This is a genomic window from Cellvibrio fibrivorans (assembly GCF_031457055.1).
GTDB classification, from domain to species: domain Bacteria; phylum Pseudomonadota; class Gammaproteobacteria; order Pseudomonadales; family Cellvibrionaceae; genus Cellvibrio; species Cellvibrio fibrivorans.
Genome location: NZ_JAVDVX010000002.1, coordinates 818,783 through 840,280, shown reverse-complemented (window position 1 = coordinate 840,280; position 21,498 = coordinate 818,783). Strand labels below are relative to the sequence as shown.

The following is a 21,498-nucleotide window of genomic DNA, read 5'->3' as shown; positions in this document are numbered from 1 at the left end:
CATGAGTACGAAAACCAAAGATCTTCTCGTAAAACCAATTTTGGAAAATAACCCGGTTATTTTGCAAATTTTGGGCATTTGTTCTGCCTTGGCAGTAACGTCCAGTGTGAAAGTTAGTTTGGTAATGGCGATAGGTTTGACTCTGGTATCTGCTTTTTCCAACTTCTTCGTATCTCTGGTGCGTAATTTTCTACCTAACAGTGTGCGTATTATTGCGCAGATGATCATTATCTCTGCATTAGTAATCGTGGTTGATCAGGTATTGAAAGCGGTCGCTTACGACATTAGTAAACAGCTTTCAGTATTTGTTGGTTTGATTATTACCAACTGTATCGTGATGGGTCGTACGGAAGCATTTGCACTGAAAAATCCACCAATTCCAAGCTTTATGGATGGTATTGGGCACGGCTTGGGCTATTCGGCATTGCTGATTGTCATTGCGACTTTCCGTGAAATTTTCGGTGCGGGCAAGTGGTTTGGTATCCAAATTCTGCCTACCGTTTCTGAAGGCGGTTGGTACGTACCTAACGGATTGCTGCTGCTCCCTCCAAGTGCTTTCTTCATCATCGGTATTATCATTTGGGGTATGCGTACCTGGAAGAAAAATCAGGTAGAGAAAGCGGACTTTAAAATCGCTCCTAACTCAACTACCACACAGGAGATCGCATAATGGAACAGTTGCTCGGTTTGTTTGTGCGCTCGATTTTTATCGAGAACATGGCGCTCGCGTTCTTTTTGGGTATGTGCTCATTTATGGCAATGTCCAAAAAAATTAACGCGGCTATCGGTTTGGGTATTGCGGTTATCGTTGTGCAAACCTTAACCGTTCCGGCTAACAACCTGATTTTGACTTATCTGTTGAAAGAGGATGCACTGGCGTGGGCTGGTGTAACCGGCGTTGATTTAACTTTCCTCAGCTTTATTTCTTTTATCGGTGTGATTGCTGCGATTGTGCAGATTATGGAAATTGTGATGGATAAATATATGCCAGCGCTTTACAACGCGCTGGGTGTGTTTTTGCCATTGATTACCGTGAACTGCGTAATTATGGCGGGTTCGCTGTTCATGGTTGAGCGCGACTATCATTTTGTCGAGAGTGTTGTTTACGGTGTTGGTTCTGGAACCGGTTGGGCAATTGCTATCGTTGTGCTTGCCAGCATCAAAGAGAAAATGAAGTACTCCGATGTACCTGAAGGTCTTCGTGGCTTAGGTATTACCTTTATCACCGTGGGATTGATGTCATTGGGCTTTATGTCCTTTGGCGGCATCTCTCTCTAGGCTAAGCGAGGAATCCAATGAATACCGAGATTTTATTAGGCGTAGGAATGTTCACCTTCATCGTGCTTGCACTGGTGGTGGTGATTCTTGTTGCCCAAGCAAAATTAGTGAACAGCGGCGATGTGCAAATTCTTATCAATGATGAGAAGACCATTACAGTTCCAGCAGGCGGTAAGCTGCTGCAGACACTCGCAGCGAGCAACGTATTTTTAGCTTCAGCTTGTGGTGGCGGTGGTAGCTGTGCTCAATGTAAATGTGTGGTGAACGATGGTGGCGGCTCTATTCTGCCAACAGAAGAAGCGCACTTTAATCGTCGTGAGCAAAATGAAGGTTGGCGTTTGAGCTGTCAGGTTCCGGTAAAACAAAACATGAAAATTCATGTTCCGGAAGAAGTGTTTGGTGTGAAGCAGTGGGTAACTACTGTGGAGTCCAATCCTAACGTGGCGACTTTTATCAAAGAGTTGACGCTGCGTCTGCCTGAAGGTGAAAGTGTTGATTTCCGTGCGGGTGGTTATGTACAACTTGAGTGCCCACCCCACCATGTTAAATTTTCTGACTTTGATATCGAGCCTGAGTATCGCGGTGATTGGGAGCGTTTTGGTTTCTTTAATTTGGAATCAAAAGTAACCGAGCCGGTGATTCGCGCCTATTCGATGGCAAACTATCCTGAAGAAAAAGGTGTGGTTAAGTTCAATATCCGTATTGCAACTCCTCCACCCAAATCGCAGGGTATTGCTCCTGGTCAAATGTCTTCCTACGTGTTCAGCTTGAAGCCGGGCGATAAGATTACTGTGTACGGTCCATTTGGTGAGTTCTTCGCCAAGAAGACCAATGCAGAGATGGTGTTTATCGGCGGTGGTGCTGGTATGGCGCCGATGCGCTCGCATATTTTTGATCAGCTGCGCCGCTTGAAAACCGATCGTAAAATGACTTTCTGGTACGGGGCTCGCTCTCTGCGTGAGCTGTTCTATAAAGAAGATTACGACATGCTGCAAGCTGAGAACGAAAACTTCAAATGGCATGTGGCGCTGTCCGATCCTCAACCAGAGGATAATTGGTCAGGCTTGACCGGATTTATTCACAATGTTCTCTACGAGAATTATTTGAAAGATCATCCGGCACCAGAAGATTGTGAGTTTTATATGTGCGGCCCACCAATGATGAACGCCGCCGTAATTAAAATGTTGAAGAGTCTGGGAGTTGAGGACGACAACATTTTGCTCGACGACTTCGGTGGTTAATGCATAAGGAAAACGAGGCTGGGTAACCTGCCTCGTTTTTTCTTTTAGTGGTAAGTATTTTTAAATTCTTAATAAAGGCATTGTTGCCTGGGAGTCAATCGTGGCTGTTCTTGTGGTTACTCTATTAGTGATGTTGTTTGTTGCGCTCGCATTGTCTATCAGTGTTCTCGCCGGAAGAAAACCAGTATCGGGCTCTTGCGGAGGTGTTGGTAAGGCGCTCGGTGATCCTAATTATGTGTGTGAGCTTTGTGGTGGCGATGAAGCCAAGTGTGCCGAGGAAAAAGCAAAGCCAACACGGTCTGCAACAGACAGTGCCGATCTTTCTTATGATGCGAGCAGGCCATCAAAAAAGTAAAAAGGAATAATTGTTGCTAGACTATCAGCGTATTCGGTTAATAAGATTAAGGGGAATAAATTGACTGGTCGTAAAAAATCGGCAGATCACAGCTACGATCTTTTGGTTATCGGTTCCGGTCCCTCGGGTGAGGCAGCAGCTATAGCCGCGTCCAAAGCGGGAAAGCGGGTCGGTGTGGTAGAGAATAGGGCGCTGGTGGGCGGTAGTTGTGCACACAAGGGAACCATTCCTTCCAAATCATTGCGTCATGTCGTTAAGCAAGTTATTCAGTTCAAGAGCAACAGCTTGTTTCGCGAAATTGGTGATAGCCGCCGTTTAACTTTCCCTCGGGTATTGCAATCAGCCGTTAAAGTTATTCCCAAACAAGTTGAACTGCATACAAATTTTTATGTGCGCAACCGCGTTAATGTACATATCGGCCAGGCTTCATTTATTGATGCCAACACTGTAACTCTGGTGCAGCTGGATGGTGGTATTGAAACCATCTCGGCTGACAATATTGTTATTGCTACCGGTTCGCGCCCCTATCGCCCAGCGGATGTTGATTTTAATCATCCGCGTATTTACGACAGCGATACCATCCTGGATATGCAACATACACCACGGCATATTATTGTTTATGGTGCAGGTGTGATTGGTTGCGAATATGCCTCAATTTTTTCCGGCTTGGGAATGCGTGTTGATTTGATCAATAACCGCGAGCGGTTATTGTCATTTCTCGATGATGAAATTTCTGATGCGTTAAGTTATCACCTGCGGGATAGCGGCGTCACTGTGCGTCACAGCGAAGAATATGAGGCGATAGAGGCGAGCGATTCAAGCGTTACCTTATTTTTAAAATCGGGTAAGCGTTTGAAGGCAGATGCAATTTTGTGGTGTAACGGCCGCAGTGGTAACACTGATGGATTAAATCTTGAAGCGGCAGGTTTAACTGCCGATCATCGCGGTAATTTAAAAGTTGATAATTGCTATTGCACCCAAGTTCCCAATATTTATGCGGTAGGTGATGTGGTTGGCTGGCCAAGTTTGGCGAGTGCTTCCTATGGTCAGGGGCGTGCAGTATCCGGAGGTATTTTTGGTGATGAATGCAAGTTAGTGCAGGATGTTCCCACTGGTATTTATACGCTGCCAGAAATTAGTTCTGTCGGTAAAACTGAAACCGAATTGACTCAGGCAAAAGTGCCCTACGAAGTTGGCCGTGCATTATTTAAAAATACCGCGCGCGGGCAAATCAGCGGTGAAGATGTGGGTATGCTGAAGCTGTTGTTTCATGTTGATACCTTGGAAATTCTTGGCGTACATTGTTTTGGCGCTGAAGCAGCAGAGATTGTCCATATCGGCCAGGCGATTATGACGCAGAAAGGTGATGGCAATAATATCCATTACTTCCTCAATAATATTTTCAATTATCCGACTATGGCTGAAGCCTATCGAGTTGCTGCGCTTGACGGTATAAACCGTATCAGCCGCCGTTAGTTAATGATGCGAACTCAATAAAAAAGGGTGCAATCTATTGCGCCCTTTTTTATTGCTACACATTATTGTGTGGATACTACGGGTTTTCTTTGGTGGGATTTGCTTCGGACGGGTTAGCTTTGGGCTGAAAATTTCTCACGCAGTGAATGACCGTATTGCTATCAAAATACACCGTAAATTCTTGATACTTCCAGCGCGAGATAGGTGGTTGCCCCTTTGCTGGAATTTCTTCCAATGGCTCACCAAACAGCGCTTTCACCCGCTCTTTGCTCATGCCTTTGGTGGGCATATCAACAGGTATTTGATTTTTGGCTTGTTCGCCAACTGGGATCCGAATGTCTTCTGCGAGTGAAGTCTGAATACAGATAGTAAATCCCACCACACAGACGAAGAATAGGTTTAGGAGTTTTCGCGGGGTCATATTGGTCAAATCACCTTTAACAATCATAGTTACTGGAGCGAATGCTGACTTCTCCGGCGTTCGGCCATTTGTGCCCGCATTATTTGTTGACCGATCAGCTGCTGTTGCGCATCGGTCACGCTATGAAATTTTGCCGCAATTTGATATTCCCCTGTGTTACTGGGTTCACAGCGAATGATTTTGGCAAACAGGACAAGGCCCGCGTTGCTTGGTAAAAAAATCAGCCTTAGGGCGATGTGGGAGTTTGCTTCCAGTGCGCGCGAGCTGCCAAAGGCGATTCCACCCTCGCTCAGGTTTACCTGTTTAATCGTTTTTGATGGGGGCAGGGGTTTGGAGTCGGTCATCAACTGTTGGCTGATAATGTCTAACTTGCGGTTCAGGTTGTGCAAGTATTCACCCAGTGCGCGGCTGGTATCTTTGATCTGGTGAAATAGATGGGCATTGTCATTGTCAATCTTGCGTAATTCAGCAAAGAGTTTAAGCGATGCGGTATTGGGGAACTGCAACTCCGCCGCAGCGGTGTTTGCGGTAATCTCATCAACCTCTTTGAATTCAATAGCGATACTTTCATCAATGCGAAAGTAACTGCGACGTTCGCTCATAACCCGGCTCTTCCAAATTTTGTGATGCAGTAAACATAGCACAAGCCAGCGATAAGTGGCGCGGCTTTATCGATTATGGGGAGCGGTTTTGCTTGAGCAAATGGGGCCAATTGGGTTTAATGCGCCCATGTTAAAAAACATCCCTCTTTATATCGGCTTGCGCTATACCCGCGCCAAGCGCCGAAACCAGTTTATCTCTTTCATTAGTGCCTTCTCATTGGTGGGTATGGCACTGGGTGTTATGGCTCTGATTATCGTATTGTCGGTAATGAATGGCTTTGACCGGGAAATGAAGGAGCGCATCCTTAGCGTAATCCCCCATGGTTTTGTCGATCAGCTTCCTGCCCTGAAGGATTGGCAAGCACTATCCGCGCAGGTTAACCAGCATCCACAGGTAGTGGCTTCTGCCCCCTATATCGCCAGCAGTGCCATGGTGAACTACGCCGGTGGCGTGGAGGCGATAGAGTTACAGGGCATATTGCCTGAGGCTGAGGCACAAGTATCAATTGTCGAACAGAGAATGGTAGTTGGCTCAATGATGCAGTTGCAGCCAGGTGAATACGGTATTGTCATGGGGCGTTTGCTCGCGAGCCGTTTAATGCTGGCTCCCGGCGATAAAATTCGTATTACCTCACCCGAAATCAACATCACCCCGATGGGAGCTTTTGCTCGCTCGCGCAGTTTTACATTGGTTGGTGTCTTTGAAGTCGGTGCTCAAGTGGATAGCACTCTTGCGCTCATTCATGTGCAAGATGCGCAAAAGTTTTTGCGTAAACCTGGTGTGCAAGGGCTACATGTGAAAACCGACAATATGTTTGTGGCGGCGCAGATAATGAGTGAGCTGCGTGCACAATTGGGTGATGACTATAGAGTTAAGGATTGGAGCCAAACCCAAGGCAGTTTATTCCAGGCTGTGAAGATGGAAAAAATCGTCGTAGGTTCACTGCTGATGATTATTATCGCGGTCGCGGCGTTTAATATTGTCTCCAGTTTGGTGCTGATGGTTGCTGACAAACGCTCGGATATTGCGGTATTGCGAACCATGGGTGTGAGTGCGCGGCAGGTTATGGCGATCTTTATTGTGCAGGGTAGTGCGATAGGTTTTTTTGGAACCTTTATCGGTACCGTTATAGGGTGCATTGTTGCTTCGGCACTGACGCCTATCATGAGCGCGGTAGAATCATTATTTGGTGTGCAGGTATTTGATCCAGAGATGTATTTCATTAGTCAATTACCTTCAATTTTACTCTGGCAAGATGTTGCATTGATTTGCTGTATCGCATTGCTACTGAGTTTTATCGCCACACTATATCCCGCTTACCGCGCCTCCCAAATCGAACCTGCGGAAGCCTTGCGTTATGAATAAATGTTTCGTCTTTGATTATCCTTGCGTTCGCTATACGGGCCCAGTGTTATGAATGATTCCGCTCCGGTTTTAGTTTGCCAGCAGGTAAGTAAAAGTTATCGCCAGGGTGCACTTGCGGTAGATGTGCTGCGCAATGTGAATTTCCAAATTAATTCGCGTGAGCGTGTGGCGATTGTCGGTGCGTCCGGCTCCGGTAAATCCACGCTGTTAAATATTCTCGGTGGTTTGGATGTGCCCGATAGCGGTGATGTGAGTGTGGCAGGTGAACGTTTATCGCATCTGAGTGCCGATGAGCGCGGTCGTTTACGCAACCGCAGTTTGGGTTTTGTTTATCAGTTTCATCATTTATTGCCTGAATTTACTGCGCTTGAAAATGTCGCTATGCCATTGTTGATTGGTAAACAGTCAATGGCAATTGCAAAACAACGTGCATTGGAATTGTTGGCGCGTGTTGGTCTGGCCAAACGTGTGGATCACAAACCCTCCGAGCTTTCGGGCGGTGAACGTCAGCGTGTCGCCATTGCTCGCGCGTTGGTAACCAATCCAGCCTGCGTGTTAATGGATGAACCGACGGGCAATCTCGATAGCCATGCAGCAGATGCGATTCAGGCGTTAATGCTGGAGTTAAATCAATCCATTGGTACTAGTTTTGTGGTGGTAACTCACGACCCACGCCTTGCTGCGCGTATGGATCGCACGCTCACGTTGGTCGATGGCGCCTTGGTTGGCGCAGAGGCTTATTAATGTTTAGCCGCTATATATTTCTGGTTGGTACCCGCTACGGAATTTCACAGGGGCACAGTCACTTAGTTTCATTTATTTCGCGTTTGTCCACCGCAGGTTTGGTAATTGGCGTTGCGCTATTAATTCTGGTCATGTCGATCATGAATGGTTTTGATAAAGAGCTGCGCGAAAATATTTTGGGCGTTATGCCGCATGCGAGAATCTATCACAGTCACGCTATTAAACATCCCGAAAAACTAATTGCTGATCTGAAACAACATCCTCGCGTCCTTGCCGCATCGCCTTATGTGGAATTACAAGGCTTGCTTAGCTATCAAAAGCGCGTAGCACCGGTGGCTATTTTTGGAGTCGATGCTGAACTGGAAAAAGCCACTTCCAAGCTGCCTGGGTTACTACCTAAAGGAACACTTGAATCGCTGGCAACAGCTGAAGCGGGAATTGTGATAGGTCGAGGAGTTGCGGAAAAATTAAATGTGGCTGAGGCCGATTCGATCAGTTTAATCATTCCTGTTGAAGGCGGTTCATCACCGCGTGTTAAAGTCGTTACTGTGTTCGCCATTTTTGATACCCATAGTGATGTTGATAACGCACTGGCTCTTATGGATATCAATGCCGCAGCAGAGCTTTCGGGTTACGCAGGGCAAATTACCGGTGTGCGTTTAAAAGTAGATGATTTATTCGCTGCCCCGGAAATCGTGCGTGGAATTATGCAAACGTTACCACAGGATTATTACGGTTCCAGCTGGATGGCCACCCACGGCGGTGTGTACCAGTCCATTAAAATGTCTAAAAATATGGTTGGTATGTTGCTGTTTTTAATTATCGCTATTGCTGCGTTTAATCTGGTGTCCACCCTGATTATGGTAGTAGTCGATAAGCAGGGTGATATAGCGATACTGCGCACAATGGGCGCGTCCACCGCAGAGATCATAACGATTTTTATGGTGCAGGGCGGCTTGATTGGTTTGATTGGAACATCTATTGGTTTAGTGCTGGGCGTGACGCTCTCTTATTTTGTTACACCGCTGGTGCAATGGATTGAAAAAATTTTTGGCGTTCAGTTTTTACACTCAGATGTATATCCCATTACTTACTTGCCATCGGAATTGGTTGCCGGTGATATTGCCAAAGTGGTCATTACGGCGCTGCTGATTAGTTTTTTTGTCAGCCTGTATCCCGCTTGGCGCGCGAGTAAAATCCAACCGGCAGATGCACTGCGTTACGAGTAGTTGGATAAAATATTGTGCACAAAAAAGCCCGCGCTAGCGGGCTTTTTTTACGATTTTATTTTTGCTCTTCTGCCATTTTATCAGCACGCATTTTTTGGCGCTTTTTCCAGTTGTGGTTTACATGCCAGCGCCAATAGAGTTGCATTCCAAAATATCCCAGTGCCCCAAAAATCAAACCGGTTAACACCGAGCCCGCCAATAGGGGTTTCCATAGGTGGCCGAACTCATTGGCCAGCCAATCCCAAGTTAATTCCGGCTCAACCATCAGTGGTTCAGACTGCAAAATCACACTGCCGACTTGATAAGTGATAAAAAAGAAAAACGGCATGGTGAAAGGGTTGGTAATCCACACTAATGCAACAGAAATAGGCAGATTGCAGCGAAACAAAAGCGCCGCACCCGCTGCAACAGGCATTTGTCCAGGAATAGGTAAAAGTGCAATGAACAAGCCCCAAAAAAAAGCAACAGAGACTGAGTGGCGGTTTAAGTGAAATAGGTTAGGGTCATGCAGCAAGTCCCCTAGAAAGTGCAGGGCAGGGTTGCTTTTGATTGCAGCGGGGGTGGGAATAAACCGTTTCAGTAGATTGCGAGCCATGCTTAAACCAGAGTACTGCCAAAAATGAACCGGCATTATGCCTTTAAATGATCATGAAGACTATGTGATCTGCAGATGAGGGGCATGTGAGCTGCGACCTTGTCTGCTGCCGCAGGATGCCATAAGCTGCGCGACAATCTGATGACAAAGGAATTTCGGTCAGCAGGTTGTACCTGATGTAACCACTGGCAATAAGGAATATCGCCATGCCCTTCGCATTATTGCTGTTTTCCCTCGGTGTTATCGCGGTTAGTTTTGCCCCTCAACTACCTCCTTTATGGAGCCTGGTGTTTTTATTTCCTCTCTTTGTAGCGTGTTGGCGGTGGCGGACTATGCGTCATTGCTTGGCCATATCACTTGGTCTGGCATGGGGGATCGCTGTTGGCCATAGTTTGCTTGCTATGCAGTTGGATGATGATCTGGCGGGTAAAGATCTTATTGTCACCGGACATATTCAGGGGCTACCAGAGCGCGATGATCGTCGCTTACGTTTTAACCTTCGCGTCAATTCCGCTGTCACTGCTGCAGGTCAGGCTATTCCTGTCGAGCACTTTCCCGCCAAGCTTCAACTGAGCTGGTACTTGTATCAACGCAAAGGGTCCTTATCCGACCTTCCTGCTCTTGCAATTGGTGATGAGTGGCAGCTGCGTGTGCGGCTCAAGCGACCGCGTGGTTTTGTCAATCCGGCGGGGTTTGATTATCACGCCTGGCTGTTGCGCCAGGGTATAGGTGCAACCGGTTATGTGATTGATCATCGCAATAATCATCACCTCAATTCAGGTGATGATTATTTTAATCTGGATGATTGGATCAACCAGCAGCGTTACCAACTGCAGCAGTGGATAGTTGCGCGCAGTAAGAGCAGCGAACGCGGAATTTTAATTGCGCTATTGATTGGCGATTCCGCCTTGGTTGATAAAAGCCAATGGGCGCGTATGCAGCAGACAGGCACTAGCCACCTGATAGCGATATCCGGCCTTCACGTTGGTTTTCTTGCGATCTTTGGCTTTTATGTCGGCCTCTCGTTGGGGAAGTGTGTGCAGCTGGTGTGGCATCGTTGCCCTGCGTTAATGATCGCCTGGTGTTCGGCGATTCTGTGTGCGAGTTTTTATTCGGCGCTCGCCGGTTTCAATATTCCCACTGTGCGCACCTTGATTATGTTGGTGGTTTTTTATCTCGCCTGTTTAGGGCGGCGCAGTATTAACATCGCGGATATTTTCTGTCTCGCACTTGCGTTGGTGGTAGTGCTTGATCCTCTCGCCGCGTTGGATATGGGATTTTGGTTATCCTTTGGTGCGGTGGCGCTATTATTAATTTATTTTTCCGGGCGCTTGGTGCCCAAACAAACCGCCGAGCCTTGGTCGGGTTACAGTGTTGCTAATTTGATAGTGGGTTTTATTCGCTCGCAGTGGGCCATGTTCATTGGTTTATTAGTGCCGCTCAGTGTGTTAGTCAGTTGTGTCTCTTTGGTAGCGCCTGTCGCCAACGGTATTGCCATTCCCCTGATTACTTTTTTAGTGGTTCCACTGCTATTAGTTAGCGCAGCTACTCGCAATCTCTTGGGTGATACCAGCGATTTTTTATTGAGTGGTGCAGGCTGGTTGATGGAAATATTAAAAATATTTTTAGAGGGATTACTTGCGGTTGGCGGTGCTTGGTCAAGCCCTGTTGTAGCTTTTAGTCCGACACTGGCTTTATTAATCGCATTGAGTTGTTGTGTGTTGCTGCTTCCCAAAGGTTTATTTCCCCGCGTACTGGGTTGGTGTGGTTTATTGTTGGGTGTGGGGTTGGGTATTGTTATTGATCCGCCGAATCAGCCTGATTTAAAACTGAAAATATTGGATGTGGGGCAGGGTAGTGCCTTTGTTGTACAGGTTGGTGAGAAAACACTGGTATACGATACTGGCCCAAAATATACCGACGACTTTAATGCGGGCAGCGGCATAGTCGCCCCTTATTTATATGCACAGGGAATTAACCATATTAATCGATTAGTGGTGAGCCATGGGGATATGGACCATGCCGGCGGCTTAACGGGATTGCTGGAAAAAATAGCGGTGGAGCATCTTTTCGCGGGCGAGCCGGAAAAAATTCCGCCAGAAGTGGCGAACACAATTGAATCACAATCTTGCCATCAAGCGTCTGAATGGCAGTGGCAAAAAGTGCGCTTCCAGTTTTTACAATTTGCACAAGCAACGGGGACCAGTGCTAATAATCACTCCTGTGTATTGTTGATCAGTTATGCGGGGCAACATATTTTATTGCCCGGCGATATTGAAACGTCTGTTGAGAATCAATTATTGCGCAATCAAAATCTGCCGGAAAAATTGAATGTATTATTGGCTGCACATCATGGCAGCCGCACGTCCTCCGGGGCAGGTTTTGTTAATAAAATGCAACCGGAGGTGGTTATCTATTCTGCAGGCTATCGCAGTCAGCACGGTCATCCGCACCGGCAAGTCCGGCAGCGTTATCAGGCCGTGGGTAGCCGTGAGCTCAATACCGCGTACTCTGGTGCGATTTTATTTGAGTGGGATCAGGGCAGCTTGCATCTAGTTCGTGAGTACCGCCAGTCTAATCGGCGGTATTGGTTTGACTGATACAGCCAATACCGGGTACAGATGCAACTTCTTCACACATTTGCAGACAAAGCAGTCTGCCCCATGGCAATCCCTGGTTCTTGTGGTAATGTACGCCGCGACATGGAGCCATGCGCTCAACTGATTTGTACAATAAGAGGAAGCATCTGTGTTTGAGATTTTTTTAGCTGGCGGTATTTTGATGTGGCCAATCCTGGCCTGTTCATTGATTGTGATTGCAATCAGCGCCGAGCGTTATTGGACGCTCAATCCCGCCAAAATTGCCCCTAAGACCTTGTTGGCACAAGTGTGGAGTTGGATTAAAAACAACCAGCTCGATGCCTCCAAACTGCGTGAGCTCAAGCAATCTTCCCCTTTGGGCCAAATTCTCGCCGCTGGTTTGAGCAATTCCAAACATGGCCGCGAAGTGATGAAAGATTCGGTGCAGGAAGCGGCGAGCCAGGTAATCCATGAGCTCGAGCGCTATGTAAACATTCTTGGCACCATCGCGAATATAGCGCCGCTCCTCGGGTTGTTGGGTACTGTGTTCGGTATGATCCAAGTGTTTAATTCGATTATGGTTCAGGGCACAGGTAATACCGGAGTGTTGGCTGGCGGTATTTCGGTTGCGCTTTACACCACAGCGGCGGGATTAATCGTCGCGATTCCAGCAATGATTGCGCACCGGTTTTTCCAGCGCCGCATAGATTCCATTGTTGTCACCATGGAAGAGGAAGCGATCAAATTGGTTGATGCACTGCACAGCGACCGTCGAGTCGATGTGAAATTGGTTTAAGGCGCGGGGTCGCAACGTGAAATTTCGTCGCCAGAGAACTGAAGATGAAGGTATCAATCTAACGCCTTTGATTGATGTGGTGTTTTTGTTGCTGATCTTCTTTATGGTTTCCACCACCTTCACTAAAGAGACGCACTTGAGTGTTGATCTGCCGGAAGCTGTCGGTGAGCAGAGTAGTGAGTTACCGGATCAGATTGAAATTCTTATCAGCACTGAGGGTAGTTATTCGGTAAATGGCCAAGCGCTTGTTAACAGTAAAATTGAAACATTGAAGTCGGCAATAACCAAAACTGCCGAGGGTAATACCAAAGTTCCATTGGTGATTACCGCCGACGCCAAAACTCCGCACCAAGCGGTCGTGCAGGCTATGGATGCAGCGGGTCAGCTGGGTTTCGCCCATTTGAGTATCACCACCCGCCAACCCGAGCCTGAAAAAGACTAGCGACTCGGTTACAATTCTGCCCAGCTTCGCAACCCAAAGGACTTTTGTATCCCCGATGCAAAAGTCCTTTTGTTTTTACAGGATGATTATCTGAACTCCCCCGGTCAACAAACACCTGTTTCTTCAGGTTATAACCCACACAACCCCTGGCTGGCAGCCTGGTATGGCAAGCGTGTCTGGACGTTTTTGCTATTGCCTCTGACAGTTGTCTTTGTGCTGCTTGCGGCGTTCCGTCGCTTTTGGATTCTCCGCTACACGCAAAAGCGTTTGGTTACGCCCGTAATAGTCGTGGGCAATATTTCTGTTGGCGGCACCGGCAAAACGCCTTTGTTGATTGCACTGGTGAAAGGTTTGCAACAGCAAGGGTTTAATCCCGGTGTGATCAGCCGTGGTTATGGCGGCAAGGCGAGTCACTACCCCTATCTGCTCAATGCAGCAAGCACTGCTGCTGAGGCTGGTGATGAGCCTGTCACCATCTACAGGCAAACGGGTTGTGCTGTGTGCGTGGGCGCAGATCGCGTTGCGGCTGCCCGCGTATTGGAAGACGAAAACTGCGATATCTTATTGAGCGATGATGGCTTGCAGCATTACCGGTTAGCGCGCGATATTGAAATCGCCGTGGTCGATGGCCAGCGCGGTTTGGGTAATGGTTGGCGTTTGCCCGTTGGCCCTTTACGCGAATCTAAAGCGCGTTTAAAAACGGTGGATTGGGTGGTGGTGAACTCTCCTTCTGATAATTTTGCGCTGCCGGGTTTGGCAGATTTGTTTTATGTGCCTATGCAGATCTGCGCGCACGAGTTGGTCAATCTTCAATCGGGTGAAAAAATTTCTGCGGCCGAATTTAATTCAACAAGTGTTCATGCAGTTGCGGGTATTGGTAATCCACAGCGATTTCAGGATACATTAACCCAATTAGGTATAACTGCAGAGTTGCACGCGTTTCCTGACCACCACACCTACAGTGCAAACGATTTACAGTTTGCGAATAATGTCCCGGTGGTGATGACGGAAAAAGATGCGGTTAAATGCCGCGAATTTGCACAGCCCCATTGGTTTTACTTACCGATTGCGGCCAATTTGCCCGAGAGTTTTTGGCAAGCACTGCTGCAAAAACTGGAGCGGATTTGCGAGCAGAAAAAAACCATTTTTAAATCGAAATAGACTTTATTTGATGGAACCCCAGTATGAGTTTCTACGTCGTTATTCCCGCGCGTTATGCTTCAACACGCCTGCCTGCCAAACCCTTGAAGGACATTGCCGGCAAGCCGATGATCCAACACGTCTACGAGCGCGCGTGTGAAAGCGCGGCGGCACAGGTTATCATCGCCACTGACGATGCACGGATTGAGGCAGTTGCCAAATCTTTTGGTGCGCGTGTGTGTATGACATCCGCTGCGCATAACTCAGGCACTGATCGCTTGCAGGAAGTGGCAGCGCAGCTTGGTTTAACGTCGGATGATATTGTCGTGAATGTGCAAGGAGATGAACCCTTGATCCCCCCGGCAGTGATTAATCAAGTTGCCGCCAATCTCGCCGCGAATAATTACGCAAGTGTTGCGACACTGAGCGAGCCTATTCATAGCCTGGATGATTTTCGCAATCCAAATATCGTCAAGGTAGTCGCCGATCAAACAGGAAAGGCCTTGTATTTTAGTCGCGCACCCATCCCATGGCCGCGCGATCATTTTGCCAAAGCAGCTAGCAATAGCTTGCCCGATAATTTTCCGGCGCAGCGCCATATTGGTATTTATGCTTATCGCGTGGCCCTGCTCAATCGTTTTATTACTTGGCCACAAGCGCAACTTGAGCAGATTGAATCGCTTGAACAATTGCGCGTATTGGCCAATGGCGAAGCTATCCACATCGCTGAAGCCTGCGCTGCGGTACCCGGTGGTGTAGATACCGAGGCAGACCTGTTGCGTGTAAAGGCGATTTTGGAAAATTGAATCTAGTGAATGCAAAATGACGAAAGTATTATTTGTTTGTCTGGGCAATATTTGCCGCTCGCCCACCGCGGACGGCATTTTTCGCGAGCTGGTGGCGCGCGAAAAATTGGATCAAAAAATTCTGGTAGATTCGGCTGGAACCGGCGATTGGCACATCGGCAAAGCACCTGATTCGCGCACAATTGCCGCCGCGCGCCAGCGGGGTTACGACTTATCGGTATTGCGTGCCCGTCAAGTAAGTGCGCGGGATTTTGCAGAATTTGATTATGTATTGGCGATGGATAAATCCAATTTAATGAATTTGCAGCGCATGAAACCATCGACCTATACCGGACACTTGGGTTTGTTTCTGGAGTTTGGTTCGCGCGGCAATTATCTCGAAGTGCCCGATCCCTATCACGGCGATAGAGACGATTTTGAGTTGGTGTTGGATTTGGTAGAGGATGCTGCCCAAGGTTTGCTAAACCATATCTGCAATAATGCATTGCGCTAAGCTGCCATAAAAAATAGTGTAAGACTTTCAACCAATCAGGTAATTCTGCTGTGCCACTTTTTTTGCCTCATTTCAATTTGCAGAAATTCAATACGCTCGCTGTTCCTTCGCTGGCGCAGTATTTTGTCAGCGTAAAAACGGATGATGAATTGCGCGAGGCGCTGGCGTTTGCGCGTACGGAAAATTTACCGCTGCTGTTATTGGGTGGCGGTAGCAATATTGTGTTGCGTGCTGATTTTCCCGGTTTGGTGGTGCAGATAAAATCCCAGGGCAGGGAAGTGGTTGATGAAAATGAGGAGTTTGTTTGGTTGAAAGTGGCCGCCGGTGAAAACTGGCATCAGCTGGTGGTGTTTTCGCTCGATAATGCGCTTTATGGTTTGGAAAATTTATCGCTCATCCCCGGCAGTGTTGGCGCTGCACCCATCCAGAACATTGGCGCTTATGGGGTGGAGATTAAAGAGCTGGTGGCTGAATTGTCTGCGCTTAATATCCGCTCGGGTTTATCGGTGACTTTTACTAATGAAAGCTGTCAGTTTGGTTATCGCGACAGCATTTTTAAACAGTCACTTAAAGACCAGTACGTGATTACTTCGGTGACGTTTCGTCTGCGCAAACAGCCGCACCTGAATCTCACTTACCCCGCACTACGCGCGGCGCTGGCCAACACGCTTGAGGAGGACATTACACCGCAGCAGGTCAGTGCAGCAGTCATTGATATCCGCCAAACAAAATTGCCCGATCCGGCAGTTATCCCGAATGTAGGGAGTTTTTTTAAGAATCCGGTTATCAATCAACAACAATTTGATGCTTTGAAAGCTGAAAATCCGACGATTGTTTCTTATCCCGCTGCCGCTAATCAGGTCAAGTTGGCGGCGGGCTGGTTGATTGATCAGGCAGGTTGGAAGGGTAGGGAAGTCGGTGGCGCAGCTGTCCATGAGCAGCAGGCGCTCGTGCTCACTAATCCACGTAAATCCTCGGGTCAAGCGGTGTTAGCGTTGGCCGATCTGATCAAGCAATCGGTGTTCGAGCAATTTGGTGTGATGCTGGAGATGGAGCCCCGAATTTATCCCTAGGTACCCTATAAATTAGAGCTTAAATTCGACACCATTCTTATGAATTTTATGACTATTACTGAAAAGGCAATAAAAACAGCGACATAATCGATCAATGGCATTTAACCAGGCGTAATCAGCACATTAAATAGTGGTAGTTTGTGCAGAGTCTCACTACAATCATTAAAAATGTGCCAGCGGTATTGTGGTGGTTATAACAACAATGTTTTGTATCCGATTTCGGATTGGGGGCTAGTTTGACAAAGATTCTCGTAGTCGATGATCACGATCTAGTTCGCATGGGGATAGTGCGTATGCTAGCCGACATAGACGGCTATCAGGTGGTTGGGGACGCCAAGAGTGGCGAAGAGGCGGTGACAAAGGCGCGAATTTTAAAGCCTGATGTTGTCTTGATGGATGTAAAAATGCCGGGGATGGGCGGCCTTGAAGCAACTAAAAAATTATTGACCGTAAATCCGGTTATCAAAATTATTGCAGTGACCGCATGCGATGATGACTTGTATCCAACTCGCCTGATGCAAGCAGGTGCCGTTGGTTATGTCACCAAGGGCGCAGAGTTCACTGAGATTACTGATGCGATCAATAAAGTGATCCGCGGTGATCTGTACATGAGCAACAGCATTGCGCAACAGCTTGCACTCAGAACATTTTCGGGTAATAACAATCAGGAATCGCCGTTTGAGAAGTTATCCCAGCGCGAGCTGCAGACGGCAATGTTGATTGCCAATGGCCAAAAGGTAAATGATATCGCCAATACCTTTTGTGTCAGTCCAAAAACAGTTAACTCCTATCGCTATCGTATTTTTGAAAAATTGGATATCAATAGCGATGTTGAATTGACACTGTTGGCGGTGAAGCACAATCTTCTCGATCCGGAAGCAGTCGTTTAATCGACTGCTTTTGTTCCATCTACACAGATACTTTTTCTGATGACGCACGCTAGCGCTGATCTGTTTGATCATTCCCGTTTTCTCGCCAATACCACCCAGCAGCCAGGTATCTACCAAATGTTTGGTGGTGATGGGGAGATTCTCTATGTGGGTAAAGCAAAAAACCTGAAGGCGCGACTGGCGAGTTATTTTCGCAAAACCGGTTTAACCCCCAAAACGCAAGCGCTGGTGTCACGCATAGCACGCATTGAAGTGACAGTGACAGCGAGTGAAACAGAAGCGCTGATTCTTGAACAAAATCTGATTAAATCCAATCGTCCGCCGTACAATATTTTATTGCGCGACGATAAATCCTATCCCTATATTTTTATTTCCAGCGGTGAAGATTATCCACGGATTTCGTTTCATCGCGGCGCGAAGAAAAAGCGTGGTGATTATTTTGGACCCTTCCCCAATGTGGGTGCAGTAAAAGAAAGCCTGCATTTTCTGCAAAAAACCTTTCGCGTGCGCCAGTGTGAAGACAGCGTATTTAAAAATCGTACACGTCCTTGTTTGCAATATCAAATCAAACGCTGTACTGCACCCTGCGTGGAATTTATTTCACCTGCTGATTACAAAACTGACGTGTACCACACCAGCTTGTTCCTAACTGGCAATGCGGACAAATTATTGGGCGAGTTGGCGGATAAAATGGATGTTGCCGCACAGCAATTAGCCTTTGAAAAAGCTGCTGCTTACCGCGATCAGATTACTGCATTGCGCACTGTGCAATCGCAACAAGTGATTGAGGAAGGGAATGGGGATATTGATGTAATCGCGGCAGAAATGCGCGCAGCTGCGATTTGTGTGCACGTATTGTTTATTCGGCAGGGGCGAATTCTCGGGAGCCGCAGTTTTTATCCATCGGCCACACTGGCAGAAACACCTGCAGAAATTCTCGCTGAGTTTATCCCACAATTTTATCTCGCCAGCAGCGGCCGTGAAATTCCGCGCGAGCTTATTGTAAGTAATCAATTAGAAGAGTTTGAGTTGCTCAGTGCCGCCTTGCAGCAATCGGTTGGGCGTCAGGTATTAATCAATCACCAGGTGCGCAGTCATCGCGCGCAATGGTTACAAATGGCGGCAACGGCTGCACAACAAAATTTAATTGCCCATATCAATAATAAGAAGAATTCGCTCGATCGTTTTATCGCATTGCAGGAAGCGCTTAATCTGGATGAAACACCGCAGCGTTTGGAATGTTTTGATATCAGCCACAGTAGCGGCGAACTTACCGTTGCCAGTTGTGTGGTGTTTGATACCAATGGCCCACTCAAGTCTGATTATCGCCGCTTCAATATTGATGGAATTACGCCCGGTGATGATTACGCGGCAATGGAGCAGGCGCTTACGCGGCGCTACACCCGCTTGCAAAACGGTGAAGGCAAGTTGCCTGATATTTTATTGATCGATGGTGGCAAAGGGCAGTTGGGCAAGGCGATAGAAGTGCTTGCTGAGTTGGGTGTACAAGGTGTGCAGTTAATTGGTGTCGCCAAAGGTACAACGCGCAAAGCAGGTTTTGAAACTTTGTTCGATGGTGAAACTGGTGCAGAGATAGTATTGCCCGGCGATTCACCTGCATTGCACTTGATCCAGCATATCCGCGATGAGTCGCATCGCTTTGCCATTACCGGTCACAAGCAGCGGCGCGATAAAAAGCGCAAGACGTCGACCCTGGAAGATGTCCCCGGTATTGGCGCTAACCGCCGCCGCGAGTTGTTGCGTCACTTTGGTGGTTTACAAGAGGTACAAAACGCCAGTATCAATGATTTGGCGCGCGTCAATGGCATTAGCCAGCGGCTTGCCGAAGAAATCTATGCCTTTTTCCACAATGATTAATCCTCCTCGACACATACTCCAATTGTTTCAGTAATATAACCAAAGCGTGTTAATAGCTTGTTGCTGGTGTATTATCGCGCCCGAACATACAGTCTCCCGGGAACCGCTTATGACCCTTGCCAACCAACTTACCTTGGTGCGGATTTTTTTAATCCCGCTCTTTGTAGTGGTCTTTTATTTACCCTTTGGCTGGGCTTACATAGTCTCTTCATTGATTTTCAGCGTCGCCGCCATTACTGATTGGGCGGATGGTTATGTTGCGCGCAAATACAATCAAAGCACACCTTTTGGCGCCTTTCTTGATCCCGTCGCCGATAAGTTGATGGTGGTGATTGCGCTCCTGTTGTTGGTCACGCTGCACCATGATTCAGTCTGGTTTGTGGTTGCCGCCGCAGTTATTGTTGGGCGTGAGATAGTCATATCGGCATTGCGTGAATGGATGGCCGCGGTAGGGCAGCGGGCAAGTGTGGCTGTATCGAGTATTGGCAAAATCAAAACAACGCTGCAAATGACAGCCATTATTGTATTGCTAGCTAATATCCCAATACTGCTTCCTATTGGTTTTATTGCCTTGGCGGGTGCTGCAGTGCTGACACTCTGGTCAATGATTCTTTATTTGCGTGCCGCCTGGCCTTATTTGTTACCAGAGTCGCCTGAAAAATAACGCCTTTTTGATCGACCTGCACAGCATTTAGTCAACTGTCAAAAAACCTTCCTGCGACCTGGATAAAAGACTAGGATTTTCAAAATGAGTCCGCTAGAATTGCGGCCTCTCGAAATGGCGCGATAGCAAAGCGGTTATGCTCTGGATTGCAAATCCAGCTAGTCCGGTTCGACTCCGGATCGCGCCTCCATTTTTCCCCTTTTACGTACCGACGTAAAAGCACTCCGCCCGAGTGGTGAAATCGGTAGACACAACAGATTTAAAATCTGTCGATCTTTTGGTCGTGCCGGTTCAAGTCCGGCCTCGGGCACCATCTACAAATCGCAAGTTATTGCGATCACCTCAAAGCCCTGCAATTGCAGGGCTTTTTGTTTTCCATAAGCAATTTCTTATTGATTAATAATCGGTGAGCTTCTGGCTCAGAGACTTATTTCAATCCTTTGTTGGCAGTGAGCGCTGGGTTTAGCTAGCGTCAATGAGTTTTAAAATACTTGCTTTATCAGTGTTGCAGGAAATGATTTTTTAGGTGATACCAACTTCTTGAAAATTATAAGAATATTCTGTGGTGATTTGCACTTCCACTCGAATACCTCAGCCAAGTGGGAAGCAAAGTGTCTGGCGCCATAATCGGAGCTAAAATATCCTACTCCAATTTGGTCGTATTTTCTTTTGGATCTATCGATACACTATTGTTTACAGTGTCTTTTTCAGAGCGGCCTACGGAATCTATTTTGGCTGCTCGATTTCGTAGAATCATCGCTACGATACCGAAAATAATAGAGCTGAAAATACCGCTACCAACCATAAGTTATCTTCAGTAACCGACATAAATTACTCCACAGTTTCCCCTGATTGCACTCCCAAATGTGTTTGACCATAGACTTAGGCTAAAACAGTGTCGGTGCAGATGCGAACATACGGCAATCACATTCAATAAATTGCAAATGCTTGCAAAAGTGAGTAGAGATTTCCCGTTAATTTTTCGTCGCACTATTTGTGTGAGGTGCATCTCTTTATTGTGGTCGTTCTTTTGGAGCAAGCCCGTACGGTTGAATAACACCAACCGTACGAACCATTTTGGCCATTCGTATCCTCGGTAATCAATCCAATTTCGCTATCAAAAACATCTGCCTAGTGTGACCTATTTGGCTAAAAAACAGCTGTTTAATCCCATGTTTCTGCAAGTCGCCAAAGTGAGATGAGTTTTGCTCCAGTGGTTCCTATCATAGGCTGGCTCAGTGAACCCTATAACTCTCCGTTTAATCACAAGTAAGAATAATAAGTAGCAAGGTTTTCAGTGGGCAATCAACTGTGAGGTTATTCCGTAATTTCATCTCCATTTTTTAACTTCCACGCAGCACACCGTACATAGCAAGTAATGCTTTGGCGTCGCACTGCGTCATTCCGGTTCTATTGGAGGCAACTCAATG

The 21,498-nt window shown here is 47.2% G+C and carries 21 protein-coding genes and 2 tRNA genes; 20 read left to right on the top strand and 3 right to left on the bottom strand.

Annotated features, from left to right (window positions below; all coding sequences use genetic code 11):
- The first annotated feature begins 1 nt into the window (after position 1).
- The 5 genes from J2X05_RS08470 (at position 2) to sthA (ending at position 4,350) form a co-directional block, all read left to right on the top strand.
- The gene (locus J2X05_RS08470; RefSeq protein ID WP_310071208.1) at positions 2-670 is read left to right on the top strand and encodes an NADH:ubiquinone reductase (Na(+)-transporting) subunit D; all 669 of its coding nucleotides are present in this window, start codon (positions 2-4) and stop codon (positions 668-670) included.
- On the top strand, positions 670-1,278 hold the full coding sequence (gene nqrE, locus J2X05_RS08465; RefSeq protein ID WP_310071205.1) for an NADH:ubiquinone reductase (Na(+)-transporting) subunit E: 609 nt from the start codon (positions 670-672) through the stop codon (positions 1,276-1,278). Before J2X05_RS08470 ends, nqrE begins: the two co-directional genes overlap by 1 nt.
- A gap of 17 nt (positions 1,279-1,295) precedes the next feature.
- Positions 1,296-2,519 (top strand): NADH:ubiquinone reductase (Na(+)-transporting) subunit F, encoded by a 1,224-nt coding sequence (nqrF, locus tag J2X05_RS08460; protein ID WP_310071203.1) that lies wholly within the window; start codon positions 1,296-1,298, stop codon positions 2,517-2,519.
- A gap of 100 nt (positions 2,520-2,619) precedes the next feature.
- Positions 2,620-2,874, top strand: coding sequence for a (Na+)-NQR maturation NqrM (nqrM, locus tag J2X05_RS08455; protein ID WP_310071201.1), 255 nt, complete (start codon positions 2,620-2,622; stop codon positions 2,872-2,874).
- 60 nt (positions 2,875-2,934) lie between these two features.
- Positions 2,935-4,350, top strand: a complete 1,416-nt coding sequence (gene sthA / locus J2X05_RS08450; protein WP_310071198.1) for a Si-specific NAD(P)(+) transhydrogenase — start codon at positions 2,935-2,937, stop codon at positions 4,348-4,350.
- Between the two features lie 76 nt (positions 4,351-4,426).
- On the opposite strand, the gene J2X05_RS08445 is transcribed toward sthA, so the two are convergent.
- On the bottom strand, positions 4,427-4,771 hold the full coding sequence (locus J2X05_RS08445; protein ID WP_310071195.1) for a hypothetical protein: 345 nt from the start codon (positions 4,769-4,771) through the stop codon (positions 4,427-4,429).
- Positions 4,772-4,800: 29 nt separating this feature from the next.
- Positions 4,801-5,373: a PilZ domain-containing protein gene (locus tag J2X05_RS08440; protein ID WP_310071193.1), complete on the bottom strand. Its 573-nt coding sequence runs from the start codon at positions 5,371-5,373 to the stop codon at positions 4,801-4,803.
- Between the two features lie 127 nt (positions 5,374-5,500).
- Between J2X05_RS08440 and J2X05_RS08435 the strand changes: the two genes are divergently transcribed.
- Genes J2X05_RS08435 through J2X05_RS08425 form a run of 3 tightly spaced genes read left to right on the top strand, consistent with a single transcriptional unit; the run spans position 5,501 to position 8,712 of the window.
- On the top strand, positions 5,501-6,739 hold the full coding sequence (locus J2X05_RS08435; protein ID WP_310071191.1) for a lipoprotein-releasing ABC transporter permease subunit: 1,239 nt from the start codon (positions 5,501-5,503) through the stop codon (positions 6,737-6,739).
- A 48-nt stretch (positions 6,740-6,787) separates the two neighbouring features.
- Complete coding sequence (gene lolD / locus J2X05_RS08430) at positions 6,788-7,483, top strand: lipoprotein-releasing ABC transporter ATP-binding protein LolD (protein WP_310071189.1); 696 nt, start codon at positions 6,788-6,790, stop codon at positions 7,481-7,483.
- Positions 7,483-8,712 (top strand): lipoprotein-releasing ABC transporter permease subunit, encoded by a 1,230-nt coding sequence (locus J2X05_RS08425; RefSeq protein WP_310071186.1) that lies wholly within the window; start codon positions 7,483-7,485, stop codon positions 8,710-8,712. The genes lolD and J2X05_RS08425 overlap by 1 nt, the downstream gene beginning before the upstream one ends.
- A 55-nt stretch (positions 8,713-8,767) precedes the next feature.
- On the opposite strand, the gene J2X05_RS08420 is transcribed toward J2X05_RS08425, so the two are convergent.
- Complete coding sequence (locus tag J2X05_RS08420; RefSeq protein ID WP_310071184.1) at positions 8,768-9,307, bottom strand: DUF2062 domain-containing protein; 540 nt, start codon at positions 9,305-9,307, stop codon at positions 8,768-8,770.
- Between the two features lie 206 nt (positions 9,308-9,513).
- Between J2X05_RS08420 and J2X05_RS08415 the strand changes: the two genes are divergently transcribed.
- From J2X05_RS08415 to J2X05_RS08360, 12 genes are all read left to right on the top strand, one after another.
- On the top strand, positions 9,514-11,907 hold the full coding sequence (locus J2X05_RS08415) for a DNA internalization-related competence protein ComEC/Rec2 (protein ID WP_310071182.1): 2,394 nt from the start codon (positions 9,514-9,516) through the stop codon (positions 11,905-11,907).
- A gap of 148 nt (positions 11,908-12,055) precedes the next feature.
- Positions 12,056-12,682 (top strand): MotA/TolQ/ExbB proton channel family protein, encoded by a 627-nt coding sequence (locus J2X05_RS08410; protein WP_310071180.1) that lies wholly within the window; start codon positions 12,056-12,058, stop codon positions 12,680-12,682.
- Positions 12,683-12,698: 16 nt separating this feature from the next.
- The gene (locus J2X05_RS08405; protein ID WP_310071177.1) at positions 12,699-13,124 is read left to right on the top strand and encodes an ExbD/TolR family protein; all 426 of its coding nucleotides are present in this window, start codon (positions 12,699-12,701) and stop codon (positions 13,122-13,124) included.
- Positions 13,125-13,193: 69 nt separating this feature from the next.
- Positions 13,194-14,285 (top strand): tetraacyldisaccharide 4'-kinase, encoded by a 1,092-nt coding sequence (gene lpxK / locus J2X05_RS08400; RefSeq protein ID WP_310071174.1) that lies wholly within the window; start codon positions 13,194-13,196, stop codon positions 14,283-14,285.
- Positions 14,286-14,308: 23 nt separating this feature from the next.
- Entirely contained in the window at positions 14,309-15,070 is a 762-nt protein-coding gene (gene kdsB / locus J2X05_RS08395) for a 3-deoxy-manno-octulosonate cytidylyltransferase (protein ID WP_310071173.1), read from the top strand.
- A gap of 16 nt (positions 15,071-15,086) precedes the next feature.
- Positions 15,087-15,563: a low molecular weight protein-tyrosine-phosphatase gene (locus J2X05_RS08390; RefSeq protein ID WP_310071171.1), complete on the top strand. Its 477-nt coding sequence runs from the start codon at positions 15,087-15,089 to the stop codon at positions 15,561-15,563.
- Between the two features lie 50 nt (positions 15,564-15,613).
- Positions 15,614-16,636 carry a UDP-N-acetylmuramate dehydrogenase gene (gene murB, locus J2X05_RS08385; RefSeq protein ID WP_310071170.1) on the top strand — a complete coding sequence of 341 codons (1,023 nt, stop codon included), beginning with the start codon at positions 15,614-15,616 and terminating at the stop codon, positions 16,634-16,636.
- A gap of 236 nt (positions 16,637-16,872) precedes the next feature.
- Positions 16,873-17,526: a response regulator gene (locus J2X05_RS08380; protein WP_310071165.1), complete on the top strand. Its 654-nt coding sequence runs from the start codon at positions 16,873-16,875 to the stop codon at positions 17,524-17,526.
- Between the two features lie 39 nt (positions 17,527-17,565).
- Positions 17,566-19,404 (top strand): excinuclease ABC subunit UvrC, encoded by a 1,839-nt coding sequence (uvrC, locus tag J2X05_RS08375; RefSeq protein WP_310071162.1) that lies wholly within the window; start codon positions 17,566-17,568, stop codon positions 19,402-19,404.
- A gap of 109 nt (positions 19,405-19,513) precedes the next feature.
- The gene (gene pgsA / locus J2X05_RS08370) at positions 19,514-20,068 is read left to right on the top strand and encodes a CDP-diacylglycerol--glycerol-3-phosphate 3-phosphatidyltransferase (RefSeq protein WP_310071159.1); all 555 of its coding nucleotides are present in this window, start codon (positions 19,514-19,516) and stop codon (positions 20,066-20,068) included.
- Positions 20,069-20,184: 116 nt separating this feature from the next.
- Positions 20,185-20,258, top strand: a tRNA-Cys gene (locus tag J2X05_RS08365).
- Between the two features lie 36 nt (positions 20,259-20,294).
- Positions 20,295-20,381: transfer RNA gene (locus tag J2X05_RS08360), tRNA-Leu, on the top strand.
- Positions 20,382-21,498: the final 1,117 nt, after the last annotated feature.

Coding starts and splice junctions, on each gene's coding strand:
- J2X05_RS08470 (WP_310071208.1), top strand. CDS start 2: ATGAGTACGAAAACCAAAGATCTTCTCGTAAAACCAATTTTGGAAAAT.
- nqrE (WP_310071205.1), top strand. CDS start 670: ATGGAACAGTTGCTCGGTTTGTTTGTGCGCTCGATTTTTATCGAGAAC.
- nqrF (WP_310071203.1), top strand. CDS start 1,296: ATGAATACCGAGATTTTATTAGGCGTAGGAATGTTCACCTTCATCGTG.
- J2X05_RS08445 (WP_310071195.1), bottom strand. CDS start 4,771: ATGACCCCGCGAAAACTCCTAAACCTATTCTTCGTCTGTGTGGTGGGA.
- J2X05_RS08440 (WP_310071193.1), bottom strand. CDS start 5,373: ATGAGCGAACGTCGCAGTTACTTTCGCATTGATGAAAGTATCGCTATT.
- J2X05_RS08435 (WP_310071191.1), top strand. CDS start 5,501: ATGTTAAAAAACATCCCTCTTTATATCGGCTTGCGCTATACCCGCGCC.
- lolD (WP_310071189.1), top strand. CDS start 6,788: ATGAATGATTCCGCTCCGGTTTTAGTTTGCCAGCAGGTAAGTAAAAGT.
- J2X05_RS08425 (WP_310071186.1), top strand. CDS start 7,483: ATGTTTAGCCGCTATATATTTCTGGTTGGTACCCGCTACGGAATTTCA.
- J2X05_RS08420 (WP_310071184.1), bottom strand. CDS start 9,307: ATGGCTCGCAATCTACTGAAACGGTTTATTCCCACCCCCGCTGCAATC.
- J2X05_RS08415 (WP_310071182.1), top strand. CDS start 9,514: ATGCCCTTCGCATTATTGCTGTTTTCCCTCGGTGTTATCGCGGTTAGT.
- kdsB (WP_310071173.1), top strand. CDS start 14,309: ATGAGTTTCTACGTCGTTATTCCCGCGCGTTATGCTTCAACACGCCTG.
- J2X05_RS08390 (WP_310071171.1), top strand. CDS start 15,087: ATGACGAAAGTATTATTTGTTTGTCTGGGCAATATTTGCCGCTCGCCC.
- uvrC (WP_310071162.1), top strand. CDS start 17,566: ATGACGCACGCTAGCGCTGATCTGTTTGATCATTCCCGTTTTCTCGCC.
- pgsA (WP_310071159.1), top strand. CDS start 19,514: ATGACCCTTGCCAACCAACTTACCTTGGTGCGGATTTTTTTAATCCCG.